The sequence below is a fragment of the Nocardiopsis sp. JB363 genome, from assembly GCF_900143625.1.
Classification (GTDB): Bacteria; Actinomycetota; Actinomycetes; order Streptosporangiales; family Streptosporangiaceae; genus Nocardiopsis.
Genome location: NZ_FRFF01000005.1, coordinates 1 through 19,839, shown reverse-complemented (window position 1 = coordinate 19,839; position 19,839 = coordinate 1). Strand labels below are relative to the sequence as shown.

19 protein-coding genes and 1 tRNA gene are annotated in these 19,839 nt (G+C 66.9%); 9 read left to right on the top strand and 11 right to left on the bottom strand.

The genetic code is table 11. From position 1 onward, the window contains the following. Positions 1 to 224 precede the first annotated feature (224 nt). The 7 genes from BQ8420_RS01410 to BQ8420_RS01380 all read left to right on the top strand — a co-directional run bounded on the left by BQ8420_RS01410 (position 225) and on the right by BQ8420_RS01380 (position 8,757). Entirely contained in the window at positions 225 to 773 is a 549-nt protein-coding gene (locus BQ8420_RS01410) for an FHA domain-containing protein (protein WP_087095975.1), read from the top strand. Beyond that, positions 770 to 2,086, top strand: a complete 1,317-nt coding sequence (locus BQ8420_RS01405; protein ID WP_087095974.1) for a Stp1/IreP family PP2C-type Ser/Thr phosphatase — start codon at positions 770 to 772, stop codon at positions 2,084 to 2,086. The genes BQ8420_RS01410 and BQ8420_RS01405 overlap by 4 nt, the downstream gene beginning before the upstream one ends. Positions 2,087 to 2,090: 4 nt before the next feature. Beyond that, complete coding sequence (locus tag BQ8420_RS01400; RefSeq protein WP_087095973.1) at positions 2,091 to 3,497, top strand: FtsW/RodA/SpoVE family cell cycle protein; 1,407 nt, start codon at positions 2,091 to 2,093, stop codon at positions 3,495 to 3,497. Continuing rightward, entirely contained in the window at positions 3,494 to 4,963 is a 1,470-nt protein-coding gene (locus BQ8420_RS01395) for a penicillin-binding protein 2 (RefSeq protein ID WP_087095972.1), read from the top strand. Before BQ8420_RS01400 ends, BQ8420_RS01395 begins: the two co-directional genes overlap by 4 nt. Further along, positions 4,963 to 6,405: a serine/threonine-protein kinase gene (locus tag BQ8420_RS01390; RefSeq protein ID WP_087095971.1), complete on the top strand. Its 1,443-nt coding sequence runs from the start codon at positions 4,963 to 4,965 to the stop codon at positions 6,403 to 6,405. The genes BQ8420_RS01395 and BQ8420_RS01390 overlap by 1 nt, the downstream gene beginning before the upstream one ends. Positions 6,406 to 6,512: 107 nt before the next feature. Then, positions 6,513 to 8,336 (top strand): Stk1 family PASTA domain-containing Ser/Thr kinase, encoded by a 1,824-nt coding sequence (gene pknB / locus BQ8420_RS01385; RefSeq protein ID WP_087096017.1) that lies wholly within the window; start codon positions 6,513 to 6,515, stop codon positions 8,334 to 8,336. A gap of 166 nt (positions 8,337 to 8,502) precedes the next feature. Beyond that, positions 8,503 to 8,757, top strand: a complete 255-nt coding sequence (locus BQ8420_RS01380) for a cell division protein CrgA (protein ID WP_087095970.1) — start codon at positions 8,503 to 8,505, stop codon at positions 8,755 to 8,757. A 173-nt stretch (positions 8,758 to 8,930) separates the two neighbouring features. Here BQ8420_RS01380 and BQ8420_RS01375 read toward each other — a convergent pair whose 3' ends face one another. Both BQ8420_RS01375 and BQ8420_RS01370 read right to left on the bottom strand, forming a co-directional pair. Then, on the bottom strand, positions 8,931 to 9,830 hold the full coding sequence (locus BQ8420_RS01375; protein ID WP_200815746.1) for a rhomboid family intramembrane serine protease: 900 nt from the start codon (positions 9,828 to 9,830) through the stop codon (positions 8,931 to 8,933). Positions 9,831 to 9,865: 35 nt separating this feature from the next. Beyond that, positions 9,866 to 10,390, bottom strand: coding sequence for a peptidylprolyl isomerase (locus tag BQ8420_RS01370; RefSeq protein ID WP_087096016.1), 525 nt, complete (start codon positions 10,388 to 10,390; stop codon positions 9,866 to 9,868). 243 nt (positions 10,391 to 10,633) lie between these two features. On the opposite strand from BQ8420_RS01370, the gene BQ8420_RS01365 reads away from it, so the two are divergent. Continuing rightward, positions 10,634 to 11,224 (top strand): hypothetical protein, encoded by a 591-nt coding sequence (locus tag BQ8420_RS01365; protein WP_087095968.1) that lies wholly within the window; start codon positions 10,634 to 10,636, stop codon positions 11,222 to 11,224. Positions 11,225 to 11,269: 45 nt separating this feature from the next. Here the strand turns inward: BQ8420_RS01365 and BQ8420_RS01360 are convergent, their stop codons facing one another. The 9 genes from BQ8420_RS01360 to BQ8420_RS01325 form a co-directional block, all read right to left on the bottom strand. Next, on the bottom strand, positions 11,270 to 11,923 hold the full coding sequence (locus tag BQ8420_RS01360; RefSeq protein WP_087095967.1) for a DUF1707 and DUF4870 domain-containing protein: 654 nt from the start codon (positions 11,921 to 11,923) through the stop codon (positions 11,270 to 11,272). A 286-nt stretch (positions 11,924 to 12,209) separates the two neighbouring features. Beyond that, positions 12,210 to 12,539, bottom strand: coding sequence for a WhiB family transcriptional regulator (locus tag BQ8420_RS01355; protein ID WP_087095966.1), 330 nt, complete (start codon positions 12,537 to 12,539; stop codon positions 12,210 to 12,212). A 738-nt stretch (positions 12,540 to 13,277) separates the two neighbouring features. Next, on the bottom strand, positions 13,278 to 14,699 hold the full coding sequence (locus BQ8420_RS01350) for an NAD(P)(+) transhydrogenase (Re/Si-specific) subunit beta (protein WP_087095965.1): 1,422 nt from the start codon (positions 14,697 to 14,699) through the stop codon (positions 13,278 to 13,280). Then, a complete protein-coding gene (locus BQ8420_RS01345; RefSeq protein ID WP_087095964.1) occupies positions 14,696 to 14,992 on the bottom strand; it encodes an NAD(P) transhydrogenase subunit alpha in 297 nt (98 codons plus the stop codon). Before BQ8420_RS01345 ends, BQ8420_RS01350 begins: the two co-directional genes overlap by 4 nt. Beyond that, on the bottom strand, positions 14,989 to 16,140 hold the full coding sequence (locus tag BQ8420_RS01340) for a hypothetical protein (RefSeq protein WP_087095963.1): 1,152 nt from the start codon (positions 16,138 to 16,140) through the stop codon (positions 14,989 to 14,991). The genes BQ8420_RS01345 and BQ8420_RS01340 overlap by 4 nt, the downstream gene beginning before the upstream one ends. Before the next feature lie 267 nt (positions 16,141 to 16,407). Next, positions 16,408 to 16,596, bottom strand: a complete 189-nt coding sequence (locus tag BQ8420_RS01335) for a hypothetical protein (protein ID WP_087095962.1) — start codon at positions 16,594 to 16,596, stop codon at positions 16,408 to 16,410. Positions 16,597 to 16,664: 68 nt separating this feature from the next. Next, positions 16,665 to 16,737: transfer RNA gene (locus BQ8420_RS01330), tRNA-Ala, on the bottom strand. A 238-nt stretch (positions 16,738 to 16,975) separates the two neighbouring features. After that, the gene (locus BQ8420_RS32535; RefSeq protein WP_014912962.1) at positions 16,976 to 17,098 is read right to left on the bottom strand and encodes a DLW-39 family protein; all 123 of its coding nucleotides are present in this window, start codon (positions 17,096 to 17,098) and stop codon (positions 16,976 to 16,978) included. A gap of 180 nt (positions 17,099 to 17,278) precedes the next feature. After that, positions 17,279 to 18,112 carry a helix-turn-helix transcriptional regulator gene (locus BQ8420_RS01325; RefSeq protein ID WP_087095961.1) on the bottom strand — a complete coding sequence of 278 codons (834 nt, stop codon included), beginning with the start codon at positions 18,110 to 18,112 and terminating at the stop codon, positions 17,279 to 17,281. A 324-nt stretch (positions 18,113 to 18,436) separates the two neighbouring features. Between BQ8420_RS01325 and BQ8420_RS01320 the strand changes: the two genes are divergently transcribed. Continuing rightward, positions 18,437 to 18,745, top strand: a complete 309-nt coding sequence (locus BQ8420_RS01320) for a hypothetical protein (protein WP_087095960.1) — start codon at positions 18,437 to 18,439, stop codon at positions 18,743 to 18,745. Positions 18,746 to 19,839: the final 1,094 nt, after the last annotated feature.

The following is a 19,839-nucleotide window of genomic DNA, read 5'->3' as shown; positions in this document are numbered from 1 at the left end:
CCATTCCGGCCCCTCCCGGACCGCAACCAACCGCCTCTCTTCGGCGTCTGAAGGTTCGAGTCCGGCGGTGGGCCGATACGGGTCCACTGTCGAAAAATCCGGCCGGGAGGGTAGTCTCCGCGAAGACCTGACCGATCGGGCACAATGGCCGCGGCCGGATGGGCCGCGGATCAGCGACCCAGACTCACCGACCCGAAGGTGGGGCAGACACGGTGGCGGCGCCGATGACCGCCACCCCGGCCGAAGCACGACAGGGGCTGAAGAGCAGTTCGATGTCCAACTTGACCCTCATATTGATCAAGATCGCGTATCTCGCGGTGCTTTGGCTGTTCGTCCTCATGGCGGTCGGCGTTATCAGTACGGACCTCTTCGGTCAGTCGAAGAGGAAGTCCCGCAAGAAGAAGTCACGATCGGCTCCGCGTCCCGCGCAGCGTCGCTCCTCTTCCTCCTCTCAGGGGCGTTCGCAGCGTGCGCCGCGCAACGAGCCCACGGTGTTGGCCGTGACCCAGGGCCCATTGACGGGTACGACGGTCAACCTCTCCTCTCAACCCATCCTCATCGGTCGCGCCCCCGACTCGACGTTGGTCATCACCGATGACTACGCGTCCGGGCGGCACGCGCGTGTGTACACCGAAAGTGGCCGCTGGTTCGTCGAGGACCTCAACTCCACCAACGGCACCTACTTCGGCCAGCAGAAGCTGAACCGCCCCCAGCCCATCACGGTGGGTCAGCCCATCCGTATCGGCAAAACCGTCCTGGAACTGCGCAAATGACAATCGCTCTCCGATACGCGGCGTACTCCGACGTAGGATGCCTCCGCGAAGGCAACGAAGACTCCGGTTACGCCGGTCAGCACCTCCTCGCGGTGGCCGACGGCATGGGCGGGTACGCGGGCGGCGAGGTGGCCAGCTCCATCGCGATCTCGTCGATCCGCAGTCTGGACACCTCCGACGATCCGCGGGCCGAGGAGATGGCCGAGGTCCTGCAACAGGCCGTCGAGAAGGCCAACGAGTCCTTGGCCCTCCGGATCCGGCAGGAACCCCAGCTCGAGAACATGGGCACCACCCTGACCGCCATGCTGTGGTCGGGTTCGCAGGTCGCCCTGATCCACATCGGTGACTCGCGCGCCTACCTGATGCGAGGTTCGCGGTTCGAGCAGATCACCCACGACCACACCTTGGTGCAGACCCTCGTCGACGAGGGGAAGATCACCGAGGAGGAGGTCGCCACCCACCCGCAGCGGTCCCTGATCCTGCGTGCCCTGGATGGCAAGACCCCGGTCGACCCGGACATCTCCATCAGCCGTGCCAAGGCCGGCGACCGCTACATGCTGTGCTCCGACGGGTTGTCGGGCGTGGTCAGCAAGAAGACCATCCACGAGACCCTGGCCACCGAGAGCGACCCGCGTGCGGCGGCCAAGAAGCTCATCGAGTTGGCGATTCGCGGCGGCGGTCCGGACAACATCACCGCGGTGGTCGCGGACGTCATCGAAACGGACGGCGACCACGACGGCCCGACCGTGGGTTCCCAGACGGTGGGCGCGGCGGACCAGGGTGAGGTGACGACGGGACCGAACGAGTCGAGTCCCGCCAGACGGGCGCAGGAACTGCGCGGCAACGGCGGCGACACCGCCGAGATGGACCCCATCGACGAACAGGCACCGGCGCCGCCCGGGACGTACGGCGCGTCTCCCTTCGAGGAGCGGGCCTACGACGCTCCGGACGGTCGTGGCCAGGATTCGGAGCCGGAATACCGGACCCGTAGTTGGTGGCCGATCGTCCTCGTCTTCGTCATCGTGGTCGGCGCGATCGCCGGTGGCGGCTACTACTTCGGGCGTCAGTACATCGAGAGCCAGTACTACGTGGGTGTCTCCTCCGACGGCTCGGCCGTCAGCATCTACCGGGGCATCGACACCAACATCGCCGGTTTCGACCTGTCCGAAGAGGTGGAGTCGACCGAGCTCCAGCTGGACTCGCTCGCCCCCACCGACCAGGAAGCCCTTCGGAACAACATCGACGCGAACGACCTCGCGGACGCCCAAACGAAGGTCGAGGAGCTGCAGAGCGAGACCGAGGAATCGGGGTGACCCTGTGATCACCTCGAAACCCGAGGCACCGACGGCACTGCCGCCGGTCAAACGGCGCAACGCCGAACTGGTCCTGGTCCTCCTCACCATCGTCATCATGATGAGCGCGATGGCGATGGCCGGTCTGAACCTCAACAACCAGGTTCCGGGCGCGATGTGGGGCTACGGCCTCATCTTCGGCGCGCTCGCGCTCGCCACGCACATGGCGCTGCGCTTCATCGCCCCCTACGCGGATCCCCTGATCCTGCCCTGCGCACTGTTCCTCAACGGGATCGGTGTGGCGATGATCTGGCGTCTGGACGCGGCCGACTCCGGCGACATCGAGCACGCCGGCATCGGCATGCAGCTGGTGTGGACCGCGGTCGGCATGGTGTTCTGCATCGCCCTGCTGTTCTTCCTGAAGGAACCGCGGATCCTACAGCGGTACACCTACTTGAGCGCCCTGACCGCGCTCGTCCTCATCGCGTTGCCGATGATCCCCGGCCTGGGCATCAGCGAGTTCGGTGCCCGCCGATGGATCGGCATCGGTCCGTTCACCATGCAGCCCTCCGAGTTCGCGAAGATCGCACTGGTGATCTTCCTATCCTCGTATCTGGTCACCAAACGCCAGGTGCTGTCGTTGGCGGCCAAGTCGATCAAGGTCGGCCGGTTCAAGATCCTGGACCTGCCGCGTGCCCGTGACTTCATGCCGATGGTCGTCGGCTGGGTCGCGGCGATCGGTCTGCTGGTCATCACCAAGGACCTCGGCACCTCGCTGCTGCTCTTCGGCACCTTCCTGGCGATGCTGTACGTCGCCACCCAGCGATCCTCCTGGGTGTTCATCGGACTCACCATGTTCATCGGTGCGGCCACCGCCGCGATGTACATCTTCTGGCACTTCCGCCAGCGGGTGGACATCTGGTTCCACGCCTTCGACCAGGAGGTCTACGACCGGGTCGGCGGCAGCATGCAGATCGTCCAGGGCATCGTGGGCATGGCCTACGGCGGCCTGTTCGGTACCGGTTTCGGTGGCGGCCAGGCGCACAACATCTTCGCCGCGGACAGTGACTTCATCTTCGCGTCCTTGGCGGAGGACCTGGGTCTGACCGGGCTCCTGACCATCCTGATCGTGATCTTCCTACTGGTTCAGCGCGGCATGCGCATCGCGCTGGCCTCCCGGGAGCTCTTCGTCAAGATGCTGGCGAGCGGCATCTCCTTCGTCATGTGCTTCCAGGTGTTCGTCGTGCTGGGCGGACTGACCAGGATCATTCCGCTGACCGGTATGACCACACCCTTCCTGGCCGCGGGTGGCTCCGCGTTGATGGCCAGCTGGTTGATGGTCGGTCTACTGCTCCGGATGAGCGACAACGCGCGCAAACCCGCGCCACAGGCCATCCAGGACGAAGGGGCCACACAGGTGATCCAACGATGAACACACCCATCCGACGCCTGAGCGTCTTCTCCATGATCCTGTTCGGCGCCTTGATGGCCCAGCTCACCTGGATCCAGGGGTTCCAGGCCGAGGCCATTCGGGACCACCACCTCAACACCCGTCAGTACAGCGAACGACTCACCGAGATGCGGGGACCCATCGTCGTCGGTGGGGAGAACGTCGCCTACTCCGAGAACATCGCCGCCGAGGACGACCCGGCCCGCTACCAGCGCGTGTACGAGGGCGGCCCCCTGTACACCCCGGTGGTCGGCTCCTTCCGCAGCTACGGCGCCGACGGCATCGAGGAGACCGAGAACGCGCTGTTGGACGGCACCGACGATCGGCTGGCGGTGCGCAACTTCCGTGACGTCATCACCGGCCGTGAGCCCGAGGGGGCGCGCGTCGAACTGACCATCGACCCGGCTGTGCAGCAGGCCGGTTACGAGGGCTTCGAACAGCTGGGCAAGAACGGCGCCGCGGTCGCGATCGACCCGAGCAGCGGGGCGATCCTCGGATCGGTCTCCTACCCCTCCTTCGACGCCAACGAGGTCGTGAGCATCGAGGAGCTCACCGCCTCGGTCGAGAACTTCGACGCCTTGGCCAACGACGAGAACCAGCCGCTGCTCAACCGGGCGCTGAACGAGCGCTACCCCCCGGGTTCCACGTTCAAGGTCGTGACCGCGGCCGCGGCCATGGAGCACCTGGACGCCGGACCGGACTCCACGATGGAGGCTCCGGACGTCCTGGAGCTGGGTCATCCGCTGCCCAACGCCACCCCGGGCGGTACGTGCAACAACGAGCAGCCCGACACCCTGGCGCACTCGATCCAGATCTCCTGCAACACCTCGATGGCGAACTGGGCGATCGAGATGGGCGGTCAGGCCCTGTCGGACCAGGCGGAGGCGTTCGGCTTCGAGCCGAAGCTCTCCGAGTCGGACGAGGACGTGCTGAACGTTCCGATGCCGGTCACGCCGAGCCTCGCCCCCGTGGAGGATGACCGCAACATCCTGGGCCGTGCCGGTATCGGCCAGTCCAACGTGGAGGCGACCCCGCTACAGATGGCCATGGTGGCCGCCGGCGTGGCCAACTCCGGTGAGGTCATGCAACCGCACCTGGTGGACTCGGTGCGCGACTCCGACCGCACCGTCGTCACCCAGACCACCCCCGAGGTCTACAGCCAGGCCATGAGCGCCAGCACCGCGTCCGACCTGACGGACATGATGGTCATGGTGACCGGGCCCGACGGCTCCGGAACCAATGGCGCCATCCAGGGCATGGACGTGGCCGGCAAGACCGGTACCGCCGAAACCGGTGGCGAATCCGGCACTCACAACTGGTTCATCGGGTTCGCCCCCGCCGATGATCCCCAGGTCGCGGTCGCGGTCGTCATCGAGCACGGTGGCGGCAGCGGTGGCGAACTGGCCGCGCCGATCGCGCGCAACATGATGGAGGCAGTGGTTCTGTAGTGAACGCCTACGAACCGTCTTCCCACAACGGTCCCGGTGACCTCACCGGGACCGTTCTGAGCGACCGATACCGACTCGAGGAGCAGATCGGCTCCGGCGGCATGGGCACCGTGTGGCGGGCGACCGACACCCTGCTCAACCGTTCGGTGGCGGTCAAACTGCTTCATCCGGCCCAGATGGCAGAACCGACCGCGCGTGAACGTTTCCGTACGGAGGGCCGGATCACCGCCGGTCTGTCCCACCCGGGGATCGCGCAGGTCTACGACTACGGTGAGGAGCCCGGACGGGCCTTCCTCATCATGGAACTCGTGGTCAGCGAACCCCTGTCGCAGGTGCTGCGGGAGCAGGGGCGGCTGAGCGCGGACCAGACCCTCGACTTCGTGTGTCAGGCCGCCAAGGCTCTGGCGGCCGCGCACGCCCGTGGCGTGGTGCACCGGGACATCAAACCGGGCAACCTGTTGGTGAACGGGGACGATCAGCTGAAGCTCACCGACTTCGGTATCGCCCGCGGGGACATGTCGGTGACCCTCACCCAGACCGGCATGGTGATGGGCACGGCCCAGTACATTTCGCCGGAACAGGCGTCGGGACGACCTGCGACCGCGGCCTCGGACCTGTACGCGCTGGGTGTGGTGGCCTACGAGTGCCTGGCCGGACAGCCGCCGTTCACCGGCGACAGCCCGGTGGCGTTGGCCCTGGCGCACACGCGCGACGACCCGCCCTCGTTGCCGGAATACGTTCCGGACGACATCGACGACCTCGTCTTCTCCCTGTTGGAGAAGGACCCGGAGGACCGGCCGTCCTCGGCCGGGGAGGTCGCGCACCTGGCGGCGGTGATCCGGTCCAACGCCGGTACCGGACCGCCCACCCCCGCCACCGGATTCAACGGCATGGCGCAGACCAGGGTGGTCGGCGCGGTACCGGACTTCGGCCCCCGCAGCGGCGCCACCTCTCCCGTAACACCTGATCAGGGCACGGATGCCACTAGGCTGGCGGAGAATCGAGGCTCTGGTCGACAGGTCCGGACACCGGTCGTACTCGCGGCGGTGGCCGCGACGGTCCTCATCGTGGGCGCGGCGGTGGCCGGGTTCATGATGGGCGACAACGGCGCCGAACCGGTCAACAACAGCAACCCGCCGGCCGTCACCGACGAGTCTCCTTCTTCCACCCCCAGCGAGGAACCGGAGGTCACCGAGGAACCCGACGATCCGGAACCGGTTCCCGATACCCCTGAGTGGACCCCGCCCCCTCAGGACTGGGACCAACCCGAGTCCCCGTTGCCGGGAGAGGGCGAAGAGGAGCCCACCCCGCCCGAGGACGACGTCACCGATCCTCCCGAGGACGACGTCACCGACCCGCCCGAGGACGACGAGACCGGCGGCGGGCAGGATCCCGGCGAAGATCCCGGAGGCGGCGACGGTGGCGGCGGTGAGGGGCCCTGATTCGACGGCAGAGACCACAGCCTGTGACCATGCAATGAGCGAGAGACTCTCAGGGTAGGCGGCGGCCCTCGGGCGGCCACCGGAAGACACGAGGATTAGTGCACGACATGTCCCAGCCCCGGCTCCTCGGCGGACGATACGAACTCGACACGGTCATCGGGCGCGGTGGCATGGCCGAGGTATTCCGCGCACGCGACCTGAGGCTCGACCGGCTCGTCGCGATCAAGACCCTCCGACACGACATGGCCCGGGACCACGTGTTCCAGGCACGGTTCCGCCGTGAGGCCCAGTCCGCGGCCTCCCTGAACCACCCCGCGATCGTCGCCGTGTACGACACCGGCGAGGACTTGATCGACGGTGTGTCCATCCCGTACATCGTCATGGAGTACGTGGACGGGCGGACGCTCAAGGAGCTGCTCGACGACGAGCGCAAGCTGCTCCCGGAGCGTTCGGCGGAGCTGGTCGACGGCATCCTCAAGGCCCTTGAGTACAGCCACGACAACGGCATCGTGCACCGGGACATCAAGCCGGCGAACATCATGTTGACCCGCAACGCCGACGTCAAGGTGATGGACTTCGGTATCGCCCGGTCCATGGGCGACGACCAGGCGACGATGACGCAGACGTCGCAGGTCATCGGCACCGCCCAGTACCTCTCGCCGGAGCAGGCGCGCGGTGAACGCGTCGACCCGCGCAGTGACATCTACTCCACCGGTTGCGTGCTGTACGAGCTGCTCACCAACCAGCCGCCGTTCACCGGCGACTCCCCCGTCTCCATCGCCTACCAACACGTCCGCGAGGATCCGGTCCCGCCGTCCGAGGTGGACCCGCAGGTCCCGGACTGGCTGGAGGACGTCACCCTCCGAGCCATGACCAAGGACCGCGAGGAGCGCTACCAGAACGCCGCGGAGATGCGCGCCGACATCCAGCGCGGTATGGCCGGGATGCCCACGCAGGCGGGCACCATGGCGATGGCCGCCGCCGGTGCGACCACGGCGTTGCCGCCCGCGAACGGCAACGGGTACGACGACTACGACGACGGTTACGACGACTACCGCGATGACAAGAAGAGCGGAAGCAAGACGGCCCTTTGGGTCCTGCTCGTCCTGGGTGTCATCGCCTCGATCGGACTGGTCTTCTTCCTGATGAGCCAGGGCGGGTCCGAGGAGGCCGAGGCGGGCACCGTCCCCGACGTGTCCGGCCAGTCCCAGGAGGAAGCCGAGTCGGCTCTGCGGGGGGAGGGCTACGAGACCTTCACCGTGGACACACAGGCCGACGACGAGGTCGAGGAGGGGACGGTCATCGAGACCGACCCAGCGGCGGGATCGGATGTCCCGTTCGAGGAATCGATCGTCATCATGGTCTCCTCCGGCCCTGGAGCCCTGGAGATCCCGAGTGTGGACGGGCAGACGGAGGCCGACGCGCAATCGACCCTGAGCGAAGCGGGGTTCGAAAACGTCACCACCGAGTCGCAGGCCCACGAGACGGTGGCGCAGGGCAACGCGATCGGCACGGATCCGTCGGCCGGCAACGAGGTCGCTCCGGACACGGAGATCTCCCTGAGCATCTCTTCCGGTCCCGACCAGGTAGGGGTCCCGGACCTGCAGAACATGTCCCGTGACCAGGCACAGAACGCCCTGGAGCAGGCGGGCCTGGTCGCGCAGTTCGAGGAGCAGGAGAACGCGGACCACCCGGCGGAGACCACCATGAGTCAGTCCCCCGCCGCCGGACAGAACGTGAACTCCGGTACCACGGTGACCGTGACGATCGCCATCGCTCCGGCGGACGAGCCGTCGGAGCCGGACGAGCCCACGGATCCCGAGCAGCCCACGGATCCGGAGGAGCCGACCGACCCGGGAGGGCCGCCGGGGAACGGCCCGCCGGGAGACGGCCCGCCGGAGGACGGTTTCGCGATCCCGCGCCGAGGCTAGGGAACGCGCGTGGTCACAGGAAGGGCCGTACCCGAAGGGGTGCGGCCCTTCTCGTGGTTGCGGGACCGTTGGGTTTTCGGGACCTCCCTGACGGTGACTCTCGCACCGACCGGGGCGTAGACTGTGGACTTATTCCGAACCGCCCCACAGTCCTGGAGCAGCGAGCGTGCCCAAGTCCCGCAGCGATCGCAAGAAGAAGGCCGTTTACACTCCGCCTCCTTCCAAAGAGCAGCCGAAGGTCAGTCCCCGTTGGCTGGTGCCGACGATGCTGGGCTTCTTCATCTTGGGCATTCTCTGGATCGGCGTGTACTACATCGCGGGTTCCCAGATCCCGTACATGCAGGACTGGCACAACTGGAACCTGCTGATCGGGTTCAGCGGCATCATCGTCGCGGTCATCCTGTCGACCCGCTGGCACTGACCCCCGCCACCCTCTGACAACGGCGGATCCCTTCGTCCCGCCTTGATCCGGTTTTCCACAGAGTTATCCACAGGTTGTGGGTAACTCTGTTCGACATGTCCGGACCCAGTACGACCTGGGAATACGTGGAGGCCCTCGGAAAGCGTGCTCTCCGGGGGCCTCCACGTGAGTGCTCAGACGAGGAAGGTCATCCACAGCCTCGGAGCCACCAGGGTCAGCACGACCAACAGGACCGCGAAGGCCGCCAGGAGCAGAGCGTGCACCATGGTGCGCCGCCCCGCGCCGGCGTCACGGCCCGGCAGGTAGGCGAAGACCGCCCCGATCAAAAGCCCCCCGACCAGACCACCGATGTGGGCGGTCCAGGAGATGTTCGGTACCAGGAAGGTGATGCCGAGGTTGAGGGCCAGCAGAACCATGATCATCCGCGTGTCCAACCGGAGCCGCCGACCGATCACGAACACCGCGCCGAAGAGCGCGAAGATCGCCCCGGACGCGCCCACCGACCCCTGAGCGGGTGTGGCGAGCAGAGTGAGCACCGAGCCGGCCAGGGCGCCCAGGAACCACAGGGCGAGGAACCGCCCGTGGCCCAGCCACCGTTCCAGCTGCGGTCCCAGGATGAACATCGCGTACCCGTTGAACAGCAGATGGAAGACCCCGGCGTGCAGGAACGCGCCGGTGATGAGTCGGTACCACTCGCCGTACTCGACGACACCGAACCCCCACATGCTGAACAACTCGGTCAGCGGCGACAGTCTCGCCTGACCGATGGGGTCCGAGGTCCCCAGTTGGAGGACGAAGCCCCCCACCATCATGACCAGGATCGTCCAGGTCACGTACGGCTTGTCGACGACCTTGCCCCCGAAGGTGGTCCGGGCCGACCGCACCTTGCGGTTCCCCTCCGACACACACGAGGGGCACTGGAACCCGACGGACGCCTCGACCATGCAGTCGGGGCAGATCGGTTTTCCGCACCGCGTGCAGCTCACTCCGGTCTCCCGGTCGGTGTGCCGGTAACAGGTGCGCGGCGCCCCGGAGCCCGGTGTGGAGCCTGAGGGAGGGGGAGATGCGGTCATGGGCGTCTGGTCACTCCTTGGTTCTCACCGCGTCTTTAACGGGTGATCTCGATGCTGTTGATCACCACGTCCTCGCGGGGACGGTCCTGGGCGTCCGTGGCGACCTTGCTGATCGCGGTGACGATCTCGGAGCCCTCGACCACCTCACCGAAGATGGTGTGGCGGCCGTCGAGCCAGTTCGGCTCGGCGACGGTGATGAAGAACTGCGAGCCGTTGGTGCCCGGACCGGCGTTGGCCATGGCCAGCAGGAACGGACGATCGAAGCGGAGGTCGGGGTGGATCTCGTCCTTGAAGGTGTAGCCGGGGCCACCGCGACCGGTGCCCAGCGGGTCGCCACCCTGGAGCATGAAGCCGTCGATGACACGGTGGAAGATCGTGCCCTCGTAGAGGCTGTTGTTGGACGGCTTGCCCGTGGCGGGGTCCATCCACTGCTTGGAGCCGTCGGCCAGCCCGATGAAGTTGGCGACCGTCTCCGGCGCCTGCTCCTCGAACAGCTTGACGACGATGGTTCCCTTGGAGGTGTTCAGCCGCGCGGTGGGCTGAACCTTGGAGTCCGACACCACAGTGCCTTTCGGTCGAGTGAGATTACGTGCTCACGTTACCGTTCCCTCCACGGCGGTTCGGTTGATGTCGAACGACCGCGCACAGTGTCGAAACGTAGATCACAGACGCAGAGGACGTATGTTGAGATAACACCCGGATAACGGGGAAGGACGACGAACAACACCATCCATGGTCCGACATGTCGACCATCGGGTGGAGTGAACGTACGAACCGGCGAAACGATCGAAGGAGCTGACGACGTGCCGATCACTGCCAAGCGTCGCAAGGCGCGCAAGGAGGCGGAGGTTACCCTCGCCCGCCTGCAGGACGTGGCCAGGGAACAGGCCGACCGGTTCGGCCCCTATGCCGACCAGGCTCGGGACCAGGCGGCCCTGAAGGTCCTCCAGGCACGTGGCTGGACCGCACCTCGGCTGGAGACGGCCGCACTGCGTGTCGAGGACACCGTGGCCCCGCGGGTGGCGGGCATGCTGACCACGGCGGCCCAGCGGATCGACCCGAAGCCCGCGCGTCGTGGGCTGCGGATGTTCCGCGGCGGTGGCCGTCGGATCCCCCGCGGTGTCGTGATCGGCGGCGCCGCCCTGGTCGGCGGCGTGGTCGTGTTCTCACTGATCCGCCTGCGCCAGGCCTCCCAGGACGCCGAGTGGCAGGAGCACTTGGACCAGGCCCGGGACCAGGTCCGCGAGACCCGGGAGAACCTGGAGGAGAAGGCCTCCGATGTGGCGGACAGCGCCGCGAAGAAGGGCAAGGCCAACTCCGCCAAGGTCAAGGAGAAGGTGCGCGCCACCACCGGTGAGGGTCGTGTTCAGGACAACGGCCGGCCCGGCAAGTGAGCCTGTACCTCGGGCCCGGGGATTTCTCCCCGGGCCCGAGGTGTCTCACTGATCCTGGTCGTCCTTGATGAAGCGAAAGGTCAACGGGTAACGCCAACCGTTGCCCATGAGGTTGGTGGCGGCCGCTATGACCGGCAGGATGACCCCACCGACGGCCACGGCCACCAGCAGCACGATCGGCAGCACCAGGATCGACAGCACAGCGCTGCTGAGGATGGCGACGAGCCACCAGAGCTGGAAGTTCAGCGCCTCCAGCGCGTGTCTGCGCAGGAAAGTCGAACTCTGCGGACTGATCAACAGGGCCAGCAGCGGTCCCAGAAGAGGGAAGAAGAACGCCGAGGCGTGACTCAGGCCCGCCCCGACCTTCTCCACCGGGTTGTCGGTCCGCAGATTGCGTGGGTCGTTCGGGCCACGTTTACCGCCCCGGAACCGGCCCTCGCGGGCCTGCCCCGGAGGGGTGTGTCCGTTGAACCCCTGAACGCCCAGATCCGTCGTGAGCGGGACGAGATCGGAGGACACCTTGGCCCGCATGGCCCGGTCGACCCGTTCGTCGAACTCGTCTTCCTCCAGCTGACCCTGGGCATAGGCCTCACGGAGAACCTCCGTCACGGCGTCCCGGTCTGCGTGGGTGAGACGGACCTGCGGCTTGGGCTCGTTCGGGACCCACGGCCGTGGGTCCCGCCGGCTCTGCTCTGACATCCCCACTCCCAAAGACTGTGTGGGGCTCGACCGTACGAGGATGATCGCGCCCTCCTCCATCATGCTGCATGGAGGCGGGTGCGGATATGGGGGTCGTCCCTGATCCTCCCCTGATCCGCCGGTCCTCCGAAAGGAGGTGGCGGTTTCCGACCTTCGGCCCGTCCAGCCGGGTCGGACATGTCGACGAACGGGTGATCCCCTCGCTCCGCGCCCGGCCTCCCTCACAGCCTCGCGCGAGCATCCTCGTCACGGTCGCGTCGGGGCTCCCCTCCCCAACGCCCTCGGGTCAGTGCCCGGCGGCGACGGCCGGCACGCTGCGCACCGGCTCCTGTTCGGTCCTTTCCTCCTCGTAATGCTTCTCCGCACTGGTGAGAAGGTCGTACCAGCTGGCAACGTCCTTACGGCGGCGCAGCAGAGCGCGACGCTCGCGCTCGGTCATGCCACCCCAGACGCCGAACTCGATCCGACTGTCCAGGGCCTCGGCGAGGCACTGGGTGCGGACCGGGCAACCACGGCAGATCAGCTTGGCGCGATTCTGTGCGGCTCCCTGGACGAATAGTGCGTCGGGGTCGATTTCGCGGCACTTCGCACGGGCCGCCATCTTCTCATTCCACATGTTGCCCCACTCCCAAGATCAGCATGTGTGGTGATCGAAACCCGCCGACCGGCTGTCGGCGGACGAGGGGTTCAGCGGACCGATCCGAGGACTTTGCAAGAGGCCGGACGGGGGGCCGTTCGGCTCATCTTCGGGGGTCGTTCGTTTCGGCGCGCTGGGTTCCTCGTTGTCGTTGGTGTCGAAACTACGGATCGTCCCAGTTCACCAACAGACCCCAAGAGGCCTATTTCTCATATGGCCCACTAGGACCATTGCCTCCGCAGAGAGTGTCATCATACACACACGGAGAGTCACTACATGTGATAGGAGCGGTCTCCAGCGAAAGGAAGGGAAGGTCTTCTTCGAACCTTTCTTCCACGACCTTAGTGACCTGCGATTTCACGTCATCCCATGAGCGACTCACCCCACACGGACAGGCCTGACCGAACCGGGTGGGCGGACACGGAACCCACCCGAAGGGACTAGAGAGCACCCTCCGAAGACCACGCTGAGCAACCCCACCCGCCGCCCATTCCCCACCCGCACCGAGCACCCTTGAACTACTATTCAGTAACCCAGACAAATGGGCCGCCACGGCACTCTGGGCCCCCTTTCCAAACGGGCGAAGATCCCAAAGAATGGTTATCCGCGCGAATGCTTCCCCGGGCCCGATTCACGACATCCCCACCCCGGTACCGTCCCCTCCTCCGACCGACGTCCTGATCCGCGGATCAGGACGTCGGTCGAAGAAACCGGTGCTCAGGGGGTCGGGACCCCGGCACGGAACTCTCGGACCAGGTCCTCCAGGACCTGCTTGGCGTCACCGAACAGCATCGTGCAATGGTCTCGCTCGAACAGCTCGTTCTTGATGCCCGCGTACCCGGGGGACAGGCTCCGCTTCACCACCATCACCCGCCTGGCGTTCTCCACGTCCAGGATGGGCATACCGGCGATCGGTGACCCACTCGCCTGGTTGGCCGCCGGATTGACCACGTCGTTGGCCCCGACCACGATCACCAGGTCGACGTTGGGGAAGTCGCTGTTGACGCGCTCCATCTCCACCAACCTGTCGTAGGGGACGTTGGCCTCGGCCAGCACCACGTTCATGTGTCCGGGCATACGACCGGCCACCGGATGGATGGCGAACCGGACCTGGACCCCCTGTTCGGCCAAGGCGTCGGCCAGGTCCGCGGCGGGCTGCTGGGCACGGGCCGCGGCCAGCCCGTACCCCGGCACGATCACCACGTTCCGGGCCGCCTCCAACACCATCGCGGCCTCCTCCGGGTCCGAGCCCACGACGTTCTCGTAGGAGTCCCCCTCGCCCGAGGCGACCTCGTCCAGACCACCGGCGAAGACGCTCCACAGCGTCCGGTTCATCGCCACGCACATGATCTGGGTGAGCATCAGACCCGCGGCGCCCACGATGATGCCGCCCATGATGAGCATCGTGTTCCCGATCGCGAACCCGCTCGCGGCCACCGCCAGACCCGACACCGAGTTCAGCAACGAGATCATCACCGGCATGTCCGCCCCGCCCACCGGGGCCACCGCGAAGAAACCGACGGCCAGGCTGAACAGGAGCAGGAACAGGATCGCCAGGGCCGCGTGCCGGACGTCCACCAGGGACAGCGACAGCGCCATGGCGACCACGGTCAGGATCGACGCCCCCACGACCAGCGGACCGCGTCCCGGGACCCGGGTGAGCCGACTCAGCCTCCCCCACAGCTTGGCCTCGGCGAGGATCGACCCGGACAGGGTCGCCGCACCGATCACCACTGAGACGGCCAGGGCCAGCCCTGCCATGGCCCCCATGAGGCCGATGGCGCCCTCCCCCGCATCGGGGAAGACCACCTCCTCCCAGAACAGCGCCAGCCCCACCAGGGCCGCGGCGGCTCCACTGAATCCGTTGAACCTGGCCACGACCTGCGGCATGGAGGTCGCCGAGGCTCGTAGGACCGTGATGACGCCGACCGTGCCACCGGCGGCCAGGCCGAGAACCATCCAGGTGTAGTTCACCAGGCCCATCTCGACCAGGGTGATGACCACGGCCACCAGGACACCCGAGGCCAGGATGAGGTTCCCCGTGCGCGCGGTGCGCACCCGGGCCAGACGTTTGATCCCCAGGACGAAGAGCGCCACCGGGACGAGGTAGGCGAGTTGGGTGATCTCCTCGGCGCTCATGAACGCTCCTTCTTCCCCGGGGTGAAACTGCCCAACATGCGATCGGTGACCATGAAGCCGCCCACGACGTTGGCGGTGGCGAAGGCGACGCCCAACGTGGCGAAGACCGTCGCGACCGCGCCGGAGGTGGCCCCGGCCAGGACCAGGGCGCCGATCACGACCACCCCGGACATCGCGTTGGCCCCCGACATCAACGGTGTGTGCAGCATCGGCGGGACCTTGGTCAACAGCTCGTAGCCGAGGAAGGCCGCGAGGACGAAGACATAGATCGAGAGGATCAACGTTCCGGTCATGATGCGGCCTCCGTGGTGTCCTGGGCGGATGCCAGCGCCGCCGCGGTGGGTTCGTGCAGTACCTCGCCGCCCCTGGTGAACAAGAACCCCGCGAGTTCGGGGTCGGCGTCGACGTCCAGTTCCCCTTCGTCGGTGACGATCCGGGCCAGCAGGTTGACGACGTTGCGGGCGTAGAGGGCACTGGCCTCGCGTGGCATGGACGCGGCCAACCGGGGTGCGGGGATGACCCTCGTGCCGCTCCGGTCCAGTGGTTCGCCTGAGCCGCTCAACTCGCAGTTTCCGCCGTCCTCGGCCGCCAGGTCGACGACCACGGAACCTGCGGGCATCCGATCGACCATCTCGGCGGTGAGCAGTACGGGGGCGTCACGTCCGGGGATCTGCGCGGTGCAGATGACCGCGTCCGCCTGGGCCACGTGCGGAGCGAGCGCCTCGTGCTGGGCTCGTGCGAGGTCCGCGCCCAGGTTCTTCGCGTACACGCCGTCGCTCTGGTCGGTGACCCCCGGAATGTGCACGAAGTCGGCCCCCAGGGAACCGACTTCGTCGGCCGCGGCGGCGCGTACGTCGTTGGCCTTGACCGTGGCGCCGAGCCGCTTGGCGGTGGCGATGGCCTGGAGGCCGGCCACACCGACGCCGAGGACGACCACGCGGGCGGGCTTCACGGTGCCCGCGGCCGTCATGGACAGCGGAAAGAGCTTGTCGATGGCGTTGGCGGCGATGAGGACGGCCTTGTAACCGGCGATCCCCGCTTGGGACGACAACGCGTCCATGGCCTGCGCCTTGCTGATCCGCGGCACGAGTTCCATGGCCAGCGCCGTGATCCTGCGTTCGACCAGCGCTAGCGCGAGATCGGTATTGTGAACGGGGCGCAGGAACCCGATCAGGGCCGAGCCCTCGGGGAGGGCTGCGATCCGTTCGGGGGAGGGCGGGGCCACCGTCACCAGGGCCTCTGACGTGGCGAGGAGCTTGTCCGCGTCCACGACCGTCGCCCCGGCCTGCCGGTAGGCCTCGTCGTCGTGCCCGGCGGCGGTGCCCGCCTCGGTCTCGACCTCGATCTCCAACCCTCGATCGACCAGTGTCGCGACGGTCTCGGGTGTCGCTCCCACTCGCCCGTCGCCGGGATCCTCCGACCGTGCGAAGGAAAGTCGCATGCCTCATCACCTTCCGAATGGCGTGGGCCGGCGACAGTGGCCTGTGCGCGCGGCCGGGCCGTGGGGGACGCCTGGTGTCCGAGGGGGACATGCGGTGGCTGTCGAGGCGTGGTCCCCGCGGTGAAGGGCGGAGCGCGCTGTCGGGGATGGGGGGTGTGGGGCCGGTTCACTCTCCGGTTCGAGTGGGGTGGCTGTCGTCGGCTAGGACTGTCTACTTACCCGCTCCAGTGGCACGGATCACGTTCCGCGTCGCGTGGGCGGGGAGCGTCACCCGGAGCGGAAGGTCCGACGGTGGGTGTCGGGCGCAGCACCGAGAACTTCCTCGTCGACGTCCTCGTCCGTGCGGGAGGGAAGGAGCGGCGTGCGTTCGTCACCGACCGGGACATCTACGCCACGACCGCGCCGCTGGCGGTAGAGGCGGTCGAACGGATTCTCAGTGGGCGTGTCGTCGACCATGGAGAGGGAAAGACGAAGCGACCCGTGCCAGCGCTTACACGCGCGAGCAGGGTCGCTTCGGAGTGGAGTGGAGCCAAGGGGAGTCGAACCCCTGACCTCCGGTATGCAAAACCGGCGCTCTGCCAGCTGAGCTATGGCCCCGTTCGGTTCCGGGCCAGGCCCGTTCAACCATTGCAGAGCATACCCGCATCGGCGGGTGGTCCGGCGCATAAGACAGGGGGCCGGACACAGCACAAAGCCGTGGGTCGCACCACGGGGTTGTCGGCCCACCCACGTCTTCGTGTCACTAGCGGACGCCGGGCGACACACGTGGTGTGCACAATCGAACCCGCGCCGGGAACCCACCGGCCCCCTGTCGATTGGCCGGGAGGGTCCGCGATCAGCTCTCGCTGGCCGCGGTGGCTTCCGTCCACAGGTCGAGCTCGGCGCGGTCCGCCTGGATCTTGCGGTAGACGGCGAAAGCCCCGAGGGCCACCAGCGCCAGAACGATGATCTTCTTCACTGTCCGGACCCTTTCTCTGTTGGAAAACCGGTCGTACACACGGGCTCCCGCCGTTGGGCGAGGGCACCGAGGGCAACTTTATGAGGTTGTCACCTAGCAGACTAGCAAGCGTTCGCGGGCGGTCCCCGCCATGGTGGACCGATTCACACCGGGTTTCTCGCGTTGTTCCGGTTTCCGGCCTCAGGTGAGCAGTGCCATCCGGCGGAGTATCCCCACCGTGACCTGAGGACTCGCGGCGATTCGGGTGAGTCGATCCCAGACTTCATGGCAGGAACGAACCGCTTCCTCGGACTCGACGATCGCCCCGCCCTGGGTCGCTTCGACGTAAGCGAGGTCGGCCTCGTCCTCCTCGAACCCCATGATCGAGAACGGGCCGGCCAGCCCGGGGTGGGGCCCCGCCGAGGTGGGGAGGAGCTGCACGGTGACGTGGTCGGAGCCGGTCGCGAGTTCCACCAGGCGGCCCGTCTGCGCCCGAAGCAGCGACAAGTCCGTGGCGACACGTTGGAGCGCGTCCTCCTCGACGACGGCGTGATAGCGGCCGAGAGCGCCGGACTCCAGGATCTCCTGGCGTTTGAGGTGTGCGGCGACCATGCGTTCGGCCCCGTGTTCACCATGGCCCAGAGAACGCGCCACGGTGGCGGTGTAGTCGGGCACCTGGAGCAGGTCGGGGACGAGGATCCCGGCATAGGTCCGCACGGCGACCGCTCCGGCCTCGTTGCCCACGTAGGCGGAGGAGACGACGTCCTCGTACTCGGTCCACCAGGGACGAAGCCGTGACTCACGGACGAGGGTCAAGATGGCCTCGCGTCGGCCCCCGGTGACCCCGTAGAGCCTCAGCAGGGCGGAGATCTCCATGACGGAGGGCCACTTGCGGATCCCGGTCTCGATGTGGCCGAGTTTGGCCGGCGACCACTCAAGCTCCTCGGCCACGTCGTTGAGGGTCATCCCGGCCCCCACACGGTGGCGGCGGAGCTCGGCGGACAGTCGACGTCGGCGGACCGTGGGACTGGTCATAACACTGATCCAATGACGCAGAGTGTTGGGAGTGTCCTCCCAGCGAAACACGGTGCCTAGCATCTAGCAATGCGTTTCTAGAAAACTGCTGCCGATTCGATGCAATAAGGACAAGAGGGTTCGCTTCTCCTTCGCTGATTCCAGGCATTTGTTACGATGGGTGAGGGAAGTTCGGTGTTGGGTGGTCACCTGACCCACAGGAGGTCGCGTACTCGTCGTGGCCCTCTGGCGACGCAGCGGACCCAACCGGGGCGCGTCAAGAGGCGCGTACGATGCAGGAGGTGCTCGCCTCGGCGGGCGTACCCGCACATGTAGAGGAAACCCATGAGCTACCCGCTTGACGACGCAGAGCAGCTGATCGCGAACGCGGAGGCCGAGATGCCACCGAGTACCCGGTCCCGTCTCATCGCGAAACTTCGTATGGGTAAGCACATCGACGACGCGGCCACAGAACTCGGGATCGGTCCCAAGCAGGTGTTCTCGACGGCCCGCATCCTCACCGCTTTCGGCGACCAGCTGGACGCCACCCTCACCGAGCAGCGTGACCCTTCCCTGCCGCACGGAACTGTCACCGGTTACAACAAACGCTGCCGTTGCCCCGAATGCCGAGCCGCACTCCAGCAGCGCATCTGACCCCGAAAAGGTCGATGTCCGCTTTCGGCCACCGCTCGCCACCTGCGAAAACGGGTTGTTAACCCAGACTTCTCGAACCAATACGGTTCCCCGAGGCTTATGAGCCGTGGGTTCTGGGGAGATCGCTGGCATGAACGAGAACGTGGACTGGTCGGCAATGACCGAAGAGGATTTCGTTGCGCTGCTGCGGCAGCTCATCGAGGCCCCGGAGGTCGACGACGACTAGGGCCTGATTCCCCGTGACGGCCCGGCTCCGGACCGTCAAGTACGGCCCGTGCCCACCGCGGGTCGATCCTCCTCCCGGTGTCTTCACCTCCCGGTAGCTGTGGCTGTGGTTGTGGCTGTGGTAGTAGCGGCGACTGTGGCGGTAACAGTGACTGTGGCGGTAACGGTGGCCACAGGGACGGAGAAGGCGACCGCCCCATGGAGCCCGTACACGGGTTCCGACCTCGGGGCAGGGTTCCGGCGCGATCGTGCCCCGGCACGCGCTCCGGCCCCTTGGAGACCGGCGGTACCTCGTCGTGCCCCAGGGGCATAACTGCGCACGGGCAAAGGCGCGACGGCTCCCTCTTCCATCGCGCGCCCGGTGCCAGGGGCTTGGCCCGCACCCCGCACCCCGCACCCACAGATGTACCGGCGCGTGCGGAGGCCCGTGCATGCAGAGGTCCACGCGGGCAGAGTCCCAGCGCGCGATCTATACGGTCGTGGAGCAGTCGCTTGGGGCATCCCACGGTCCCGCCTAGCAAGCCGAGTCGTCCCCTCGCGTTCCGGCCTCTCACACCCTTTGTAGAGCTTCCAGGGTGTCCAGGCTCGCGCTCCGCACGACCTTCCGTCTTCCGCTGACAGGCGGCAGTCGGTCGCTGTTTGCCGTCCACTATCTACTGTCCGGTGAAAGACCGCAGACCTCGGCGTCTCCTCGGAGAGACCGGGGCAGAAGGCGGGGTGGAGGACCACCAAGAGCACGGTGTATCAGGAGCACAGGTCCGCGGAGAAGCAGGTAATCGAAATGCTCAGTGGGTGGGTCGGGTGTGTTGGTGGGGCATCTGAGGGGGTGGTCCTGCTGGTTGTTGGGCGGGGTTGCGGTGGGTGTGTGG

What these genes read in the sequence shown, in the direction of transcription:
- BQ8420_RS01395 (WP_087095972.1), top strand. Translation starts at nt 3,494, where the DNA reads ATGAACACACCCATCCGACGCCTGAGCGTCTTCTCCATGATCCTGTTC.
- BQ8420_RS01325 (WP_087095961.1), bottom strand. Translation starts at nt 18,112, where the DNA reads ATGACCAGTCCCACGGTCCGCCGACGTCGACTGTCCGCCGAGCTCCGC.
- BQ8420_RS01355 (WP_087095966.1), bottom strand. Translation starts at nt 12,539, where the DNA reads ATGTGGAATGAGAAGATGGCGGCCCGTGCGAAGTGCCGCGAAATCGAC.
- BQ8420_RS01335 (WP_087095962.1), bottom strand. Translation starts at nt 16,596, where the DNA reads ATGGTCGACGACACGCCCACTGAGAATCCGTTCGACCGCCTCTACCGC.
- BQ8420_RS01350 (WP_087095965.1), bottom strand. Translation starts at nt 14,699, where the DNA reads ATGAGCGCCGAGGAGATCACCCAACTCGCCTACCTCGTCCCGGTGGCG.
- BQ8420_RS01340 (WP_087095963.1), bottom strand. Translation starts at nt 16,140, where the DNA reads ATGCGACTTTCCTTCGCACGGTCGGAGGATCCCGGCGACGGGCGAGTG.
- BQ8420_RS01320 (WP_087095960.1), top strand. Translation starts at nt 18,437, where the DNA reads ATGAGCTACCCGCTTGACGACGCAGAGCAGCTGATCGCGAACGCGGAG.
- BQ8420_RS01410 (WP_087095975.1), top strand. Translation starts at nt 225, where the DNA reads ATGACCGCCACCCCGGCCGAAGCACGACAGGGGCTGAAGAGCAGTTCG.
- BQ8420_RS01360 (WP_087095967.1), bottom strand. Translation starts at nt 11,923, where the DNA reads ATGTCAGAGCAGAGCCGGCGGGACCCACGGCCGTGGGTCCCGAACGAG.
- pknB (WP_087096017.1), top strand. Translation starts at nt 6,513, where the DNA reads ATGTCCCAGCCCCGGCTCCTCGGCGGACGATACGAACTCGACACGGTC.
- BQ8420_RS01345 (WP_087095964.1), bottom strand. Translation starts at nt 14,992, where the DNA reads ATGACCGGAACGTTGATCCTCTCGATCTATGTCTTCGTCCTCGCGGCC.
- BQ8420_RS01375 (WP_200815746.1), bottom strand. Translation starts at nt 9,830, where the DNA reads ATGACCGCATCTCCCCCTCCCTCAGGCTCCACACCGGGCTCCGGGGCG.
- BQ8420_RS01405 (WP_087095974.1), top strand. Translation starts at nt 770, where the DNA reads ATGACAATCGCTCTCCGATACGCGGCGTACTCCGACGTAGGATGCCTC.